We start from the raw sequence: 17203 nt of genomic DNA, 5'->3' as shown, positions 1-17203 counted from the left end.
TTTTTTTGTATAATTTACTTATTATGCTAATATAATTAATATATCAGGAGGATAATGCAATGTTTGATTACAGACAGTATAAGAGAGGTTATTTTATGCCACCGGTTGAGTGTAACGACTGGGTAAAGAAGGAGTATATTGACAAAGCACCAGTATGGTGTTCAGTGGATTTAAGAGATGGTAATCAGGCTTTAGTTGAGCCTATGAGTCTTGATGAAAAGCTTGAATTCTTTAATAAGCTTATTAAGGTTGGATTTAAGGAAATTGAGATTGGTTTCCCGGCAGCATCAGAGACAGAGTATGAGCTTTGCCGTACACTTATTGAGAAGAATATGATTCCTGATGATGTTACAATTCAGGTGCTTACACAGGCAAGACCGCATATTATTAAGAAGACTTTTGAAGCTGTAAAGGGTGCACCAAGAGCGATTGTACATGTATACAATTCGACATCTCTTGCACAAAGAGAGCAGGTATTCAGAAAGTCTAAAGAAGAAATCAAACAGATTGCAATTGAGGGCGCTAAGCTTCTTAAAGAACTTGCAGAAGCAGATGGCGGTAATTTCCTTTTTGAATATAGTCCTGAAAGCTTTACAGGAACAGAGCCAGAATACGCACTTGAAGTGTGTAATGCAGTTATAGATATATGGCAGCCAACACCTGATAAGAAGTGTATAATTAATCTTCCTGCTACAGTAGAGATGTCACTTCCACATGTATTTGCAAGTCAGGTTGAATATATGAGCAAGAATCTTCATAATCGAGAAAATGTAGTTGTATCACTTCATCCACATAATGACAGAGGAACAGGCGTTGCAGATGCAGAGCTTGGTATGCTTGCAGGTGCAGACAGAATAGAAGGTACATTATTTGGCAATGGTGAGAGAACTGGTAATGTGGATATTGTTAATCTTGCTATGAATATGTACGCACAGGGCGTTGACCCGGAATTGGATTTTTCTAATATGCCAGAGCTTGCAGAGATGTTTGAACGTCTTACACAGATGAAGATAGATGACAGACACCCATATTGTGGTAAGCTTGTATTTGCAGCATTCTCTGGTTCACATCAGGATGCCATATCTAAAGGTATGCACTATAGAATTGAACAGGATCCATCTAAGTGGACAGTTCCATATCTTCCAATTAATCCAGAAGATGTTGGACGTACATATGACTCAGACGTAATCAGAATTAACAGCCAGTCAGGTAAGGGCGGAGTTGCTTATGTTCTTGAACATAATTATGGAATGATTATTCCAAAGGCTATGAGAGAAGACCTTGGTTATGCTGTTAAAGATGTATCGGATGTTAACCATAAGGAACTTGGGGCAGATGAGGTCCTTGAGATATTTGAGAGGCGTTATAAGAAGTTCACACCGGTATTCAAGATTTCAGAAGTCCATTTCAAGCAGATTGATGGTATCCAGACAGAAGTTACAATTGAGGCTGATGGAAAGACAACAGTAGTAGAAGCGGGTGGTAATGGTCGTCTTGATGCTGTAAGTAATGCACTTTCAAAGCATTTTGGAAGGCCTTGTGATGTAATGTGCTATGAGGAACATTCATTAAAGCAGGGTTCTGATTCAAGTGCTATTGCATATGTAGGAATTAAGGGTGATGATGGTAAAGAATACTTTGGCATAGGTATCGACCACGATATCATAAGAGCTTCAATTGATGCGGTAGAATCAGCAATGAACAGAAGTATGGCTGAGTAGAGAATAATATCAGTATAAATATTGTATCTGCGTATATGAACATATTTGCAGAGATATAATTATGTGCTTCCTTTAAACAGACAGGAGATATAGTAATATTTCCTTCTGTTTAGAAAGGAAGCCTTTTTATGTAATGGATAATTTTATCGGAATTTACTATTACATAAAAGGAACTATGTGCTGGTGATATGTACCCATATGAAGCTGTAGTCTGTCGCAAGCGGTCGTGCTCGGTTAGGGAATGTGCTTTGCATATTCTTTTTTAGTTCATATTCTTTTTTAGTAATAACTGGATTTTTGACTTACCAGCTGTTATAATCTTATAGTTAATGAATTAATTCTGAAAGGAATGAATATATGAGTAAGATTATTCTTGCATCTGGTTCACCAAGACGCAAAGAACTGCTGGAACAGATAGGAATAGAATTTGATATAATTACGAGTGATGTTGATGAGACAACTTTAATTACACAGCCAGATGAATATGTGAAATATCTATCAAGGATTAAGGCACAGGCTGTATGGGATATGGTAAAAGATGATGACGATTACAGGAATGAAGATGTTGTAGTTATAGGTGCAGATACAATCGTAAGCCATAAAGGACATATTCTTACAAAGCCTAAGGATACGGGAAATGCTTTTGATATACTTAAGGAACTGGCTGGTGATTGTCATCAGGTGTATACAGGTGTTACACTTATCAAGAATAATAATGTTGTAAGTAACTTTGCAGAAAAGACAGATGTATACTGTAATGATATTAGTGATAATGAGATAAGAGAATATATAAGTACAGGTGAGCCAATGGATAAAGCAGGGGCTTACGGAATTCAGGGGAGATTTGCAGCATTTATTGGAAAGATAGACGGTGACTATAATAATGTTGTCGGACTTCCGGTTGCAAGGGTATATCAGGAGTTAAAGTTATGGTTAAATTAATTGCAAGTGATCTTGATGGTACAATACTAAGAAAAGGTGCCCAGAGTGTAGAACCATCTACAATTAAAGCGATTGAACAGCTTGTTAATAAAGGAATGTACTTTGCACCTGCCAGCGGAAGACAGATAGTAAGCCTGAAAAGGCTTTTTGAGCCTGTAAGCGATAAGCTTGTATACATTGCTGAGAATGGAGCATTATGTGAATATAAGGGTGAGGTTATTGCCAAGACACCAATGGATAGAAAGCTTGCTCTTGAGATAATAGAAGATGTATATGAACAGCCTGATTGCGAGGTGCTTATATCAGGCCAGCATACAGCATATATCAAGCCTAAGACAGAAGAATATCATTATAGAATGACCAAGGTTGTTAATTATAAGACTACGCTTATTGATAAATTCACAGATGTAGATGAAGATATATTAAAGATTGCGGTATGTGATTTAAGCGGAATTGATAATTCCAAGGAACATTTCTTTAGCAAATGGAATGGCAAAGCTTCAATTACAGTTTCAGGAGATTTATATCTTGATTTTATGGAGAGCAGCGTTACCAAAGGAAAAGCAATGCATCAGCTTCAGCAGTACTTTGGATTGTCAGAAGATGAATGTATGGCATTTGGCGACAATTATAATGATATTGATATGCTTAAGTCAGTAAAATATGCGTATGTTATGGATACAGCATGTGAGGATATCAAGAAATATGCATATGACACAACTGAATGGGTTGAAGGCACACTAAGAAAAGAGTTTAATATATAAGATAATGTTTGTAGAAATGAGGAGTATTATTATGGAAAAACATATGAAAGAATGTGCAAAGGTATTTTTAAGAGATCAGAAGAAGCTTTTTGATGAGCCGGTTGTATATGATTTAGAGGAGGCAGAAGATTTTCTTGAGGAATGCTTTGCACAGTATTGCAGTAATATTAAAGAATTAAGACAGATTATGGACGATGAGGGAATGGATGTATCAGAACTTTCTGATGCAGAGCTTGAGGAACAGCTTGAAGTGTTCAAGCTTGATAATAACGGCGGATATTTCTTCGTAGAGGCATAGTTGGGCTGATATGAGAATAACAATATGCTGTGTAGGCAAAGTAAAGGAAAAGTTCTATTGTCAGGCAATAGATGAGTACAGTAAAAGGTTGTCAAGATACTGCAAGCTTGAGGTAAAAGAGGTGGCAGATGAGAAGACACCTGATAATGCAAGTGATACTGTTAATGATATAATAAAGGCTAAAGAGGGAGAAAGACTTCTTTCGTGCATAAAAGATGAAGCATATGTGATAGCTCTGGCAATTGATGGTAAAATGCTTGATTCTGTACAGTTATCACAGAAAATAGATAATCTTGGAATATCAGGAAAGAGTGATATTGTCTTTGTTATAGGAGGTTCATTAGGGCTTGATAAAAGGGTTCTTGACAGGGCTGATTTCAAGCTTAGTTTTTCGCCTATGACATTTCCACATCAGCTTATGAGAGTAATTCTTCTTGAACAGATATATAGAAGCTACAGAATTATGAAGAATGAACCTTATCACAAATAACCAGAATGGAGAAGTTATGAAAAGAAATAAGAAAAGATTAATAACAGCACTTATCATTATTGTAGCTGTGGCTGCGGTATTAGTATTTATGAAGTTCTTTAATGGTAATTTATTATATATTTCAACTGGTATGGGAAAATCTGTTGTTATGAAGGTTGATGGACAGAAGACTTATACATTTGAGGCAGAAGTATTAATGTCAGATGCTAAGAAACAATATGAAGATATGTTTGGAAGCAGTATATGGACAGAAGATATTGACGGACAGCCGTTTGAGGAATATATAAAAGAACAGATAAGAGTAAAGCTTATAAGAGTAAGATGTATGAATTCTATGGCTAAAGAAAGAGGAGTAGTTCTTGGAAGAGAAGAAAAGAATGAAACAGCTAAGGCAGCAGAACAGTATTTTGATGGTCTTACAGAAGAACAGAAGAGCCAGTATGATATCACAGAGGATAAGGTTAATCAGATGTTTACTGAATTTGCAATCGCTTCAAAGCTTTACAATGATGTAACTTCACTTATGGATATTGAAGTGAGTTCAGATGATGCAAGAGTAATAAATATACAATATATTGTAACAGACTCAAAGGAAGAAATTGACAAAGCTTATGCAGAATTAAATGAGGGCAATTCATTCTTTGCAATTGCCAAGAAATATAATGCTGACGGCGAATATGAATATGAACTTAGAAGAGGCGAGATGGCTAAAGCATTTGAAGATACAGCTTATTCACTTTCAACAGGCCAGACAAGCGGAATCGTAGAAGCTGACGGAAGATTTTATATAATAAGATGTACGTCAGATAATGATAAAGCGAAGACAGAGGTTAATAAGTCATCAATTCTTGAAAAGAAGAAGTTAGAGGCATTTAATGATAAATTTGAACAATATGAGTCTTCAAAGTATGTTGAAATTAACAAAGATGAATGGAATAAGTTAAAAGTTTCTTCTGCACCATCTTTTAATGTAAGATTTGAGGATTTATTTAATTCAATAACAATTAATTAGAGTAGTACAGGAGTGTAGAATATAATGGCAGCAAAATATGATGCAAATAGTATATCAATTCTTGAAGGTCTTGAAGCTGTAAGAAAAAGACCAGGAATGTATATAGGAAGTGTTGGAACTAAAGGACTTAACCACCTTATATATGAGATAGCTGATAATGCAGTTGATGAACACCTTGCGGGTTACTGTAGCGAGATTACAGTAACCCTTAATAATGATGGAACTGCTACTATTATAGATAATGGACGAGGTATTCCTATAGGAATTCATCCAAAGGCAGGCATACCTGCAGTTGAGGTAGTATTTACAGTGCTTCACGCAGGTGGTAAGTTCGGTGATGGCGGGTATAAGATATCAGGCGGACTTCATGGTGTAGGTGCGTCAGTAGTTAATGCACTCTCAGTTTGGCTTGAAGTAGAGATAAAGGTTGATGGTGGTGTGTACAGGCAGCGTTATGAAAGAGGAAAGGCAGTAGCACCACTTGAAAAAGTGGGAACATGCAGAAAGAATGATACAGGAACTAAAGTAACATTTCTTCCTGATGGTGAGATATTTGAAAAGACAAGATTTAAGTCAGATGCAATAAAGAGCAGAATGCACGAGACAACTTATCTTAATCCGGGACTTACAATACATTTTGAGGATAAGAGAAGTGGAAGCGAGGAAAAGATTACATATTCAGAACCAGATGGTATCAAGGCATATGTAAAGGAACTTAACAATGGCAAGGAAGCTGTGACGGATATTATCTATTTTAAGAAGAGTGAAGACGGCATAGAGGTAGAGTGTGCTTTCCAGTATGTTAATGAGTTTGAGGAAAATATTCTTGGTTTTTGTAATAACATATACACTCAGGAGGGGGGAACTCATATTACAGGATTTAAGTCTAAGTTCACTATGATTATTAATCAGTATGCAAGGGAGTTAGGTGTTCTTAAAGAAAAGGATAATAACTTTACCGGTCTTGATGTAAGAAATGGTATGACAGCAATTGTGGCTATCAAGCACCCTGCACCAAGATTTGAAGGCCAGACTAAGACTAAGCTTGATAATCCGGATGCGGGAACAGTTGTAAGTGCGGTTACAAGTGATGAGGTACAGTTATATTTTGATAGAAATCTTGAACAGTTAAAGTCAGTAATAGCCTGTGCCGAAAAGTCTGCAAAGATAAGAAAGGCAGAGGAGAGAACGAAGACTAATCTTTTATCTAAGTCTAAGTTCTCAATAGATTCCAATGGTAAGCTTGCTAACTGTGAGAGCAAGAAGTCAGAGGAATGTGAGGTGTTTATAGTCGAGGGAGATTCTGCGGGTGGTTCAGCCAAGACAGCAAGAAACAGACGTACTCAGGCTATACTTCCAATAAGAGGTAAGATACTTAATGTAGAGAAGGCTTCTATTGATAAGGTGCTTGCTAATGCCGAGATTAAGACTATGATTAACTCATTTGGCTGTGGATTCCTTGAAGGTTACGGCAATGATTTTGATATAAGCAAGTTAAGATACGATAAGATTATCATTATGACAGATGCCGATGTTGATGGTGCACATATTGATACACTTCTGCTTACATTTTTCTATAGATTTATGCCTGAACTTATTAATCAGGGACATGTGTACATAGCTACACCACCGCTTTACAGGGCTGAACTTAAGAAAGTACCTAAGGCAGACAAAGCTTCTAAGAAGGCAGAAGGAACTAAGACGAAGGTAGATAAGAGCAGGACAGTACAGTATCTTTATGATGATAAAGCACTGGAAAGGTATAAAGAGCTTCACGCAAGTGGAACATTTACTCTGCAAAGATATAAGGGGCTTGGCGAGATGGACCCTGAACAGTTATGGGAAACTACACTTAATCCAGAGACAAGAATATTAAAGCAGGTAGAGATAGAGGATGCAAGAATGGCAACAGAGGTTACTTCTATGCTTATGGGAAGTGATGTGCCACCAAGAAGAGCATTTATACATGCACACGCTAATGAAGCGGAGATTGATGCATAAAAATGATATGATGTTGGGGTCAAAAGCCCCCAACTATGATACCTACGGATTGTTCCGTGCTACGCACTCCCACAATCCTCCCCAATATTCGCATATCGTGGGACTATCATCCCACTTTTATGCTAATATTGGGGCGGGTCCCAAGGTCATTCACCCACATATGAGCAAGCTCATATGGGTTTAGACCTTTTGACCCTGGTATTATGATATATATTAATAAAAGTATTATACGGAGATAATAATGGCAGAGAATATTATTAAAACTGAATATTCTGAGCTGATGCAGAAGTCCTATATAGATTACTCAATGAGTGTTATAACAGCAAGAGCACTTCCGGATGTAAGGGATGGACTTAAGCCAGTACAAAGAAGAGTGCTGTATGCTATGGATCAGCTTGGTTTAAATTATGATAAACCTCATAGAAAGTCAGCGCGTATCGTAGGTGATGCAATGGGTAAATATCATCCACACGGCGACAGTTCTATATATGAAACACTTGTTGTGCTTTCACAGGATTTTAAAAAGGGAATGGCACTTGTTGACGGTCACGGCAATTTTGGTTCTATAGAAGGTGACGGTGCTGCGGCTATGCGATATACAGAAGCCAAGCTTAAGAAGTTCACACAGGATGTATATTTATCAGACTTGGATAAAGATGTAGTTGATTTTGTGCCTAACTTTGATGAAACAGAGAAAGAACCAGCAGTTCTTCCGGTAAGAATACCTAATCTGTTGGTAAATGGTGCTGACGGTATCGCAGTTGGTATGACAACTAATATTCCAACACATAATCTTTCAGAAGTTGTCGATGCAGTATGCGCATATATGGATAATGAAGATATAACTACAACTGAGCTTATGCAGTATATACCCGGACCTGACTTTCCTACAGGTGGACTTGTTATTAATAAGTCAGAGCTTGCAGGCATATATGAGACTGGTACAGGAAAGATAAAGTTAAGAGGAAAGGTTGTATATGAGCCAGCGGCAAGAAAAGGCGAGAAGGACAGGCTTGTAATAACAGAAATTCCTTATACAATGATAGGTGCTAATATTGGAAAGTTCATATCAGATATAGTGGATTTGGTTGAAACCAAGAAGACAACTGATATTGTTGATGTGTCAAATGAGTCATCAAAAGAAGGTATAAGAATAGTTCTTGAATTAAAGAAGAACACAGATATTGAAAATCTTAAGAACCTTTTATATAAGAAGACTAAGCTTGAAGATACATTTGGTGTAAATATGCTTGCTATAGTTGACGGCCGACCGGAAACTCTTGGGTTACGCCAGATAATAAAGCATCATATTGACTTCCAGTATGAGATAAATACAAGAAAATACACAACACTTCTTAATAAGGAGCTTGCCAATAAGGAGATTAAAGAAGGACTTATAAGAGCCTGCGATATAATCGATCTTATAATAGAAATTCTTCGTGGAAGCTCTAATCTTAAAATGGCAAAAGACTGCCTTATTAATGGTAATGTTGATAATATCAAATTCAAGTCAGAAGCTTCTAAGAATCAGGCGGCTAAGCTTGATTTTACAGAAAAGCAGGCTTCAGCCATACTTGAAATGCGCCTGTACAAGCTTATAGGTCTTGAGATACTTGCACTCCAGAAGGAATATGACGAATGTCTTTCAAAGATTGCAAAGTATGAAAAGATACTTGGCAGTAAGAAGGCTATGGCAAAAGTAATAAAGGACGACCTTGTAAGAATTAAGAAGGAATATGGTGTTGAACGAAAGACCGTAATAACTGATGCAAAGGTTGCAGTATTTGTTGAAAAAGAAGTTCCAGCACAGGAAGTTGTATTTATTATGGATAGATTTGGCTATGCAAAGACTATAGATACAGCTTCTTATGAACGTAATAAGGAAGCTATCTACAACGATTTTAAGTATGTATTTACCTGTATGAATACTGATAAAATATGTATATTTACGGATAACGGACAGCTTCACCAGATTAAAGTAAAGGATATTCCTTTCCTCACTAAGTTCAGGGACAAAGGTACTCCAATAGATAATCTTGGAAATTATGACAGCAGCGGTGAGCTTATTATATACCTGTGTGCATATGAAACTATCAAAAATCAGAAGCTGCTCTTTGTTACAAGTCAGGGCATGATGAAGATAGTTGACACGGCAGAATTTGATGTAGCCAAGAGAACGGTAGCTTCGACAAAGCTTCAGGATGATGACAAGATAGTAAGCATTGAAAAGGCTGACGTTCAGGTTGAAACGCTTTCTAAGTTTAATCTTGATGGCAGCAGAAGTGAAGTTGAAGAAATTGTAAGTAATAAAAATGTAATTGTACAGACAGCTAATGGTGTGTTCTTAAAGTTCCCTCTTTCTGAAATACCAGTTAAGAAGAAGAGTGCAGTAGGTGTCAGAGGTATTAAGCTTGGCAAAGACGATTATATAGAAGATATATTCATTATGGATGACGGAATGGAATTCACGATGGAATATAAAGGAAAGAAGATAGACTTTGCTAAGATGAAAATGGCACATAGAGACACAAAAGGCATAAAAGTCAGAGTGTAAATTATAATTTTGCTATTCATCGTATATAAATAACATTTCAACGCTATATAAGCATAATAAAATCAGGACAATACAGCGTGGCGTATTCTGCTGCATTGTCCTGATTTTTATTTTTGAATAGAGCTATTTTATAGTTGATAAGAAATATTCGTGTATGCGTGTGTCGCCTGTTAATTCAGGGTGGAAAGAAAGTCCAATCTGATTATTGTATTTAGCGGCAACGATATGATTATCAACACTTGCAAGCACTTCAACACCATCGCTGACATTTTCGATATAAGGTGCTCTTATAAATGTCATAGGATAATTGCCGATATGCTTAATATCAGCGTTAGTTACAAAGCTTGAAAGCTGTCTTCCGTAAGCGTTACGTTTAATGGTGACAGGAAGCGTTCCTATATGGACTGTGTCATCGTCTGCTATATGTTCAGAGAGAAGTATAAGTCCAGCACAGGTTGCAAGTGTTGGAAGACCATTACTAATCATATTCTTAATGTCCTTCATCATATCAAGCTTGTTAAGTAACTGTCCCTGAACAGTACTTTCACCGCCAGGCAGTATCAGACCGTCTAATCCCTCTAAATCATCCCGTTGTCTTATTTCTATTGCTGTATGTCCGATTTCTTCAATCATATGCTCGTGTTCAATAAAAGCACCTTGGACAGCAAGTACACCTATCTTCATAGTAAGCCTCATTTCTATGTGCGATTATATTATTAACGTCCACGTTCTTCCATAATTATCTGTATTTCACTAGGATTGATACCTACCATAGCTTCGCCAAGGTCTTCTGATAACTTGGCAATAAGTGCTGCATCCTGATAGTTAGTAACAGCCTGAACGATAGCAGAAGCACGTTTTGCAGGATTGCCAGACTTGAATATACCAGAACCTACGAACACACCCTCAGCACCAAGCTGCATCATAAGAGCAGCATCAGCAGGGGTTGCAACACCACCAGCGGCAAAGTTAACAACAGGAAGCTTTCCATTATCGTGCACATAAAGTACAAGGTCGTAAGGAACCTGTAACTGCTTAGCTTCCTCAAAGAGTTCATCTTTCTGCATAGATGTAATCTTGCGGATTTCAGAATTCATTTTTCTCATATGGCGTACAGCCTGAACAACATCACCAGTACCAGGTTCACCCTTAGTTCTAATCATAGAAGCCCCTTCGTTAATTCTTCTTAAAGCTTCGCCTAAGTCCCTTGCACCGCATACAAATGGTACATTGAACTGTGTCTTATCAATATGATAAATGTCATCAGCAGGAGAAAGTACTTCTGATTCATCAATATAATCAATCTCAATAGCCTGTAAAATCTGGGCTTCAACAAAATGACCGATACGGCACTTAGCCATAACAGGGATACTTACAGCTTCCTGAATTCCTTTAATCATCTTAGGGTCACTCATACGTGATACACCGCCAGCGGCTCTGATGTCAGCAGGTATTCTTTCAAGTGCCATAACAGCACAGGCACCAGCCGCCTCAGCAATCTTAGCCTGTTCAGGAGTTGTTACGTCCATAATAACTCCGCCCTTTAACATCTGTGCAAGTCCTTTGTTTAATTCATACTGAGAAGTAGTTGTCATAATTATTAACCTCATTTCTTTATATTTAAATGCTTTTTGTTAAATTGTTAAAATGCTCTGCCAGAACTACAAATATATTACATAGCAGTAACTTAATTAACTTGCGACTATAATAAGACTTATCTGATTATATTAAAATGTTCAATGTAAAGAAGTTTGATAATGTCAGGTGGTATTAAACTGACATTTAATTATAAGGGAGAAGATGAATGTGTAATAAGGTCAGATGTAATTATTGAATAAAAATATATAATTTTATATTTGACAATACAACATTTATGTTGTGCTCTAATAAAGTAAGAGGAAAATATTACGCAAAAATAATTAGCTGCATTGACAGGAAACAAACAGCAGGATATTTCCAGAATTGAGAAAAAGAAAAGTATTCCAACAATACGCACATTTAGTCATATACTTGAGGCTTTAGGTTATGAATTACAAATTGTAAAAAAGAAATCAATATAATATAATAATATATAAAGTTAAGATAGTATCTAATAAAGGAGGAGTATATGTATACATACAAAACAGAGATTTTAACGGTTGGCACTAAATGGCTTTCAGATAAGGCAGATGCTAATGATATTGCTATGTTAGACAATCTGATTAATGAGAGAGCAGCTGACGGCTGGGAGTTAGTCACTTATGATTATATGGCAACATCCATGCAGATTAAAGGAGCATTTGTTGTTACATTCAGAAAAGAAAAAGATGATATCTTTACCCAGTCATCAACTAATTTATTTGAAACCTTAGATGTGAGATACAGCATAACAGATAAGAAAGAATTAGAGAATTCTAATGGATTTGGCAATTATAGTATAAGAGCCGAGGAAGACAATTCTTATGTTATAAGTATAGGCGATTGCCGTTTTATTACAATCAGATTTAATATTGAAGAAGCTAAAGGCAGGCTTCACGGTGGCTGTGGTGCGGCAAGTATGCGTGAATATCTGGAGAATGAAGCGATGGCAGAAGAAACAGCCCCTCACCTTTTTGCTTATATAGGCAATAACAGGATAGATCTGGAAGAAGATATATATCCAAGTGAATTAACTATCAGGAATACACAGATGTCAGGCGGCTCTGGTGAAGATGCAGAGTTAATATTTGAACTGCATATCGTATTTACAAGACGTGGAATGGATTGGGATAAGACTTTGACATTTACTGTTCCTATGCACGGTGAAGCAAGATATACATTTGATTATCTTACATCAACTTATGATAGTAAAGATGGTAAGGTTGAGAAATTCACATTTTAAAAATATTTAAAAATACCCTGTCATTATTGGCATATACTGGAAGTCCCAATATATAGCGGGTAGTGACAGGGCTTTTTATATTATTATGTTTGTTTATTAATTCTGATCTGTAGTTATTTAGGTTTTATTTTAAATAAGCTTTAAGTGAGTATATTTTATAGTGGTATATTTTATAATTTCTGGTTGTCCTTCATATATTCATCATAAAGTCCGATAACTTTATTCATAACATCAGGGCCAGGTGCTCCGAGAGTAAGACGTTTTTCAACGCAGGTCTTTAAGCTGATAGCTTCGTATACATCTTCTTCAAATACAGGACTTATCTTCTTGTATTCATCAAGTGAAAGGTCATCAAGTGCAATACCCTTGTCAATACACATAAGAACAAGCTGTCCTACAATACCATGTGCATCCCTGAAAGGAACCCCTTTCTTAACAAGGTAGTCAGCGGCATCAGTAGCATTAGTGAAGCCTTTTTTAGCTGAGTCTTCCATACGTGTATCATTGAATTTCATAGTATCAATCATACCCTTGAATAAGCTTACACAGCCCTTAACAGTATCTATAGCATCAAATGTAAGCTCTTTATCTTCCTGCATATCTTTATTATAGGCAAGAGGAATTCCCTTCATAGTTGTGAGGATACTCATAAGAGCGCCATATACACGTCCAGTCTTACCACGGACAAGCTCAGCTATATCAGGGTTCTTCTTCTGTGGCATAATGCTTGAACCTGTACTGAAAGCATCATCTAATTCGATGAATTTGTATTCGTTAGAATTCCATATACATATTTCTTCAGAAAATCTGCTTAAATGCATCATAATAGTAGAGAGTGCACTTAAGAATTCAATAACATAATCTCTGTCTGATACAGAGTCCATACTATTAAGAGTAGGACCAGCAAATCCAAGAAGCTCGGCTGTCATCTCTCTGTTAAGGGGATATGTAGTTCCTGCAAGAGCACCAGCACCAAGAGGGCAGTAGTTCATTCTGTTATATATATCGTGAAGTCGGCTTCTGTCACGTCTGAACATTTCAAAGTAAGCAGAAAAATGATGAGCAACAGTTACAGGCTGTGCTTTCTGAAGATGAGTAAAGCCTGGCATATAAGTGTCAACATTTTCTTTGATTATTCTTAAGATAACTTCCATAAGTTCTCTTACTTCTTCATCAACATTTTTAACTTCATCGCGTGTATAAAGTCGCATATCAAGTGCAACCTGGTCATTACGGCTTCTGCCTGTGTGAAGCTTCTTTCCTGCATCACCGATACGCTCAATAAGAGTAGCTTCCATAAATGTGTGAATATCTTCATATTCATCAGTGATTTCAAGCTTTCCAGATTCTATGTCAGAAAGAATACCTTTTAAGCCGTCAGTAATCTGCTTTCCTTCATCTTCTGAGATAATACCCTGAGCAGCAAGCATTGTAGCGTGTGCAATGCTTCCCTGAATATCCTGCTTGTAGAACTTCTGGTCAAAGGAGATAGAAGCGTTAAAATTATTAACAAGCTCATTAGTTTCTTTAGTGAAGCGTCCGCCCCAAAGTTTCATATTGTACCTCTTTCCTGCACTTCGTTAGTGCTTATAATTAATTGTTAATAGAATGCCTGATTATTCTTCTGATGAATTAATCTCATCACTGTCAAGATTGTCGAAGTCATCAAGACTATCTAGCATATTTATATCATTATCACCCACGATATTTATATCCATAGCAGATGAAACATCTAAATCTGTGAGAGTATTATCAGCTAAATCATCAGATAATGCGTTGTAAGTATCATCAGCTTCAACAGCTTTATTTGTACTGGCGGTTTTTAATATATTTATTGTTATATTTTTCTTCTTTAATATATAAATACCGATTAATATAATAATACATAATGCTGTAATTAAGCAACCCTTAATAAGGTTCACAGGTGTATATTTTAATGTTATTTCGTGGCTGCCCTCACTTATCTGTACGCTTAAGAGAGCATCATAAAGGGCAGAGGTCTCTACTTTTCTGCCATCAATATATACCTTCCAGCCTTTATCGTAAGGAATGGAGAATATAAGGGTTGCGGCTTTATTAGCTGTTATAGTTCCCTTTATCTTGGTGTCTTTAAATGAAGTGATAGAAAGGGAACTGCCATTTAATATATTGTAAGCTTCTGTAAATCTTGAAGTTTCAAGTGTATACACGCTGGCATTCATTGCTGAATCGCCAGATATGACAACGGTATCTGCTGGAACGGCGTAGCCTAGGTCAATTATGTGATTGCCATTTTTAAGTCCTGAATAAGTATATTCAGAATTGTTAATAGTGGCAGTTACGTTGTCGCAGGTCGTATTTCTTACAACCATATACAGATGTCCTGCTTTTACAGGCTTAACTTCAAAGCTTGAGTCGGTGGCATTTTCATAAGTAAGTGTAAATACATTGGCAATGCCTGTAAGTGTCTGTATAAGCGAGTTCTGGTTCTCAATTCCTGTTCCATTGGCTTCTGATGGATACCATTCGCCTGCATTATTATAGGTTATAAATCCAAGTGGAAGTGTATATTTATTCTCATAGACGAATTCGCCGTCATCTCCAACGTAATACTCGCGAAGAGAACTGCTTGTAAGTATACGGTTGGTAATTGTATATTTAACCGAGAATAAGCTTTCTGTAACAAGTGTAGCACCATTGTAGCCATAGGCATTCATTGAATGTTCAAAGCCAAGCTTTCCGAACAATTCTGACATTCCAGCACTTGAAGTTGATGAAAATGTTGATATTGAGTGGTAATTATGCCAAGCTCCGTCATTTTTTGAACGCGCACCAAACTTCTTATCCATTCGGTAAAATGATGTATCTTCATCTCTTACGGTCTGTGTCACAGATTTAATAGCATCATAATCTAAAAGATAAGAGGTTCTGTTAGTAGTTCCAATTCCTGTTGAATCCATATTGATAGTACATTCTATTATACAGACTATAAATGCAAGAAATACTGTTACAGGCAGCTTCCAGTTGGTCTTGTTATAGACAATCATAAGTCCTGCATACACAAGAATAAAAGCACCGCTTAAGTAAATTGCCTTAAAATCATAAGTTTCATCAACTGTAAATACCTGTTCAATAAGCACAAGAAGTCCTAAGCTTATCCATACGGCAATTCCTAACTGTCTGCTTGTCATCCGCTTTATATGGCTTAATGCCTCATAACACATTGTAAGCAGGAAGAAAATGTATATAAATGATTGTCTGCAAGGCAGGCTGTTAGGATAATGAAATCCGTGCCATATAAAATTAGGTATATTAAGGTTAAATGCTGTAAGGAAGACAAGCAGTAATACGGATTTGCCTATCTTTTCGCATAAATTGATGTCTTTGTCCATAACATAGAGAGGATAAAGAAGGAATACAGCAACGCCGCAGTATATGTTAGGGTAGTGTTCAAGTCCAAGGTGGACAGGAACATTTATTAATTGTCTAGTGAGCATATTTAATATGCTGAAATAAAGACTTAATTTCTTAGGAAATGCAATGTCACTTGAAGCTGATAAAGAAAATGTGTAGAACTCAGGCAGTAAAAGGCATGCCGCAAGCCCACCGGCAATCAGTGAGTAAAATGCAAATTTTAGAAATGTCTTAAAATAATTCTTGAAAGTACGTTCTTTTTTGTAGGCAGTTACAAGCACAATAAAATAAAGAACAACTGATAAACATACCATAATTGCAATATAGTAGTTAGTGAATATACATAATCCAAGACTTATGCAGTATAGAAAGCATTTATCTTCATTAACAAGTCTTTCAAGGCCAAGCATAATAAGAGGAACAAGTATAAGACAGTCAAGCCACATAATGTTCCAGCTATAAGCAGCTACATATCCGGAAAATGCGTAGAATAACCCGAATAAAGCTATACATATATTCTTGTTGGAAAAATGCCTGCTTATATAGTGGGTCATAGAAACGCTTGATAAAGATAACTTAAGGATTATGAGAGTATTCATAATCTCAATCATATATTTCTGTGGGAATAATACAATAATCCAGTTAGCAGGGCTTGCCAGATAGTACGCATATAAAGATGTGAAATTAGTTCCCATACCGATATCCCAGCTATAAGTAAGGCTTTCTGCGTTGCGGATTTTATACCATAGCTCAGAGAAAAATGGAGCGTACTGGTGATACATATCAGAACGCAGATAACAGTTATTGCCGAATGGAAATATTTCCCTTGCAAAATACAAGGCTGTAAATATTATAACTGGAATAAAAAATGCAATTATATATACGATATTTCCACACGGAATATTACCTGTCTGTTCGTCAAATAAACTGAATTTGTGTCGATGTTTAGTCTGTTGGTTCAAATTTGCTTCCCCCTATGGATAATAATGTTTACATTTTACCAAAAACGGTATTTTATGTAAATGATATACGGTAATTATAATGATTATTTGTACAGTAATTTATATAGTAATATTTGAGGTTTTGCTTGTAATATGGATATTAATTAGGTACAATAAAAATGTATGCGAAGGGAACTTTATATCTTATAATAATGTATTATAGATAT

At 36.4% G+C, this 17203-nt stretch carries 13 protein-coding genes; 9 read left to right on the top strand and 4 right to left on the bottom strand.

Annotated features, from left to right (window positions below; translation table 11 throughout):
• The first annotated feature begins 59 nt into the window (after positions 1-59).
• From WMO42_RS11800 to WMO42_RS11765, 8 genes are all read left to right on the top strand, one after another.
• Complete coding sequence (locus WMO42_RS11800; RefSeq protein WP_349192349.1) at positions 60-1721, top strand: 2-isopropylmalate synthase; 1662 nt, start codon at positions 60-62, stop codon at positions 1719-1721.
• A 357-nt stretch (positions 1722-2078) separates the two neighbouring features.
• On the top strand, positions 2079-2663 hold the full coding sequence (locus WMO42_RS11795) for a Maf family protein (RefSeq protein ID WP_055174250.1): 585 nt from the start codon (positions 2079-2081) through the stop codon (positions 2661-2663).
• Entirely contained in the window at positions 2651-3427 is a 777-nt protein-coding gene (locus WMO42_RS11790) for a Cof-type HAD-IIB family hydrolase (protein ID WP_055174251.1), read from the top strand. Before WMO42_RS11795 ends, WMO42_RS11790 begins: the two co-directional genes overlap by 13 nt.
• Positions 3428-3458: 31 nt before the next feature.
• The gene (locus WMO42_RS11785; protein ID WP_022502094.1) at positions 3459-3725 is read left to right on the top strand and encodes a hypothetical protein; all 267 of its coding nucleotides are present in this window, start codon (positions 3459-3461) and stop codon (positions 3723-3725) included.
• A 10-nt stretch (positions 3726-3735) separates the two neighbouring features.
• Positions 3736-4215 carry a 23S rRNA (pseudouridine(1915)-N(3))-methyltransferase RlmH gene (rlmH, locus tag WMO42_RS11780; RefSeq protein ID WP_055174252.1) on the top strand — a complete coding sequence of 160 codons (480 nt, stop codon included), beginning with the start codon at positions 3736-3738 and terminating at the stop codon, positions 4213-4215.
• 16 nt (positions 4216-4231) lie between these two features.
• Positions 4232-5227 (top strand): peptidylprolyl isomerase, encoded by a 996-nt coding sequence (locus WMO42_RS11775; RefSeq protein ID WP_172677769.1) that lies wholly within the window; start codon positions 4232-4234, stop codon positions 5225-5227.
• A 24-nt stretch (positions 5228-5251) separates the two neighbouring features.
• Positions 5252-7228 carry a DNA gyrase subunit B gene (locus WMO42_RS11770; protein ID WP_022502092.1) on the top strand — a complete coding sequence of 659 codons (1977 nt, stop codon included), beginning with the start codon at positions 5252-5254 and terminating at the stop codon, positions 7226-7228.
• 241 nt (positions 7229-7469) lie between these two features.
• Entirely contained in the window at positions 7470-9782 is a 2313-nt protein-coding gene (locus tag WMO42_RS11765; RefSeq protein ID WP_022502091.1) for a DNA topoisomerase (ATP-hydrolyzing), read from the top strand.
• A 123-nt stretch (positions 9783-9905) separates the two neighbouring features.
• Here WMO42_RS11765 and pdxT read toward each other — a convergent pair whose 3' ends face one another.
• Complete coding sequence (gene pdxT / locus WMO42_RS11760; RefSeq protein WP_022502090.1) at positions 9906-10466, bottom strand: pyridoxal 5'-phosphate synthase glutaminase subunit PdxT; 561 nt, start codon at positions 10464-10466, stop codon at positions 9906-9908.
• Between the two features lie 32 nt (positions 10467-10498).
• Positions 10499-11377 (bottom strand): pyridoxal 5'-phosphate synthase lyase subunit PdxS, encoded by an 879-nt coding sequence (pdxS, locus tag WMO42_RS11755; protein ID WP_022502089.1) that lies wholly within the window; start codon positions 11375-11377, stop codon positions 10499-10501.
• Between the two features lie 512 nt (positions 11378-11889).
• Between pdxS and WMO42_RS11750 the strand changes: the two genes are divergently transcribed.
• Positions 11890-12642 (top strand): DUF4177 domain-containing protein, encoded by a 753-nt coding sequence (locus tag WMO42_RS11750; RefSeq protein ID WP_349192347.1) that lies wholly within the window; start codon positions 11890-11892, stop codon positions 12640-12642.
• 170 nt (positions 12643-12812) lie between these two features.
• Here WMO42_RS11750 and argH read toward each other — a convergent pair whose 3' ends face one another.
• A complete protein-coding gene (argH, locus tag WMO42_RS11745) occupies positions 12813-14198 on the bottom strand; it encodes an argininosuccinate lyase (RefSeq protein WP_055174258.1) in 1386 nt (461 codons plus the stop codon).
• 60 nt (positions 14199-14258) lie between these two features.
• A complete protein-coding gene (locus tag WMO42_RS11740) occupies positions 14259-16997 on the bottom strand; it encodes a YfhO family protein (RefSeq protein ID WP_349192346.1) in 2739 nt (912 codons plus the stop codon).
• Positions 16998-17203: the final 206 nt, after the last annotated feature.

Source organism: Lachnospira sp. CLA-JM-H23 (assembly GCF_040096425.1).
Classification (GTDB): domain Bacteria; phylum Bacillota; class Clostridia; order Lachnospirales; family Lachnospiraceae; genus Lachnospira; species Lachnospira rogosae.
The sequence above is the reverse complement of the archived record's forward strand: the minus strand, read 5'-3'. Positions and strand labels throughout refer to the sequence as shown.

Bases quoted from the DNA above. Each gene is read 5' to 3' on its own strand.
- WMO42_RS11800 (WP_349192349.1), top strand. From the start codon at position 60: ATGTTTGATTACAGACAGTATAAGAGAGGTTATTTTATGCCACCGGTT.
- WMO42_RS11795 (WP_055174250.1), top strand. From the start codon at position 2,079: ATGAGTAAGATTATTCTTGCATCTGGTTCACCAAGACGCAAAGAACTG.
- WMO42_RS11790 (WP_055174251.1), top strand. From the start codon at position 2,651: ATGGTTAAATTAATTGCAAGTGATCTTGATGGTACAATACTAAGAAAA.
- WMO42_RS11785 (WP_022502094.1), top strand. From the start codon at position 3,459: ATGGAAAAACATATGAAAGAATGTGCAAAGGTATTTTTAAGAGATCAG.
- rlmH (WP_055174252.1), top strand. From the start codon at position 3,736: ATGAGAATAACAATATGCTGTGTAGGCAAAGTAAAGGAAAAGTTCTAT.
- WMO42_RS11775 (WP_172677769.1), top strand. From the start codon at position 4,232: ATGAAAAGAAATAAGAAAAGATTAATAACAGCACTTATCATTATTGTA.
- WMO42_RS11770 (WP_022502092.1), top strand. From the start codon at position 5,252: ATGGCAGCAAAATATGATGCAAATAGTATATCAATTCTTGAAGGTCTT.
- WMO42_RS11765 (WP_022502091.1), top strand. From the start codon at position 7,470: ATGGCAGAGAATATTATTAAAACTGAATATTCTGAGCTGATGCAGAAG.
- pdxT (WP_022502090.1), bottom strand. From the start codon at position 10,466: ATGAAGATAGGTGTACTTGCTGTCCAAGGTGCTTTTATTGAACACGAG.
- pdxS (WP_022502089.1), bottom strand. From the start codon at position 11,377: ATGACAACTACTTCTCAGTATGAATTAAACAAAGGACTTGCACAGATG.
- WMO42_RS11750 (WP_349192347.1), top strand. From the start codon at position 11,890: ATGTATACATACAAAACAGAGATTTTAACGGTTGGCACTAAATGGCTT.
- argH (WP_055174258.1), bottom strand. From the start codon at position 14,198: ATGAAACTTTGGGGCGGACGCTTCACTAAAGAAACTAATGAGCTTGTT.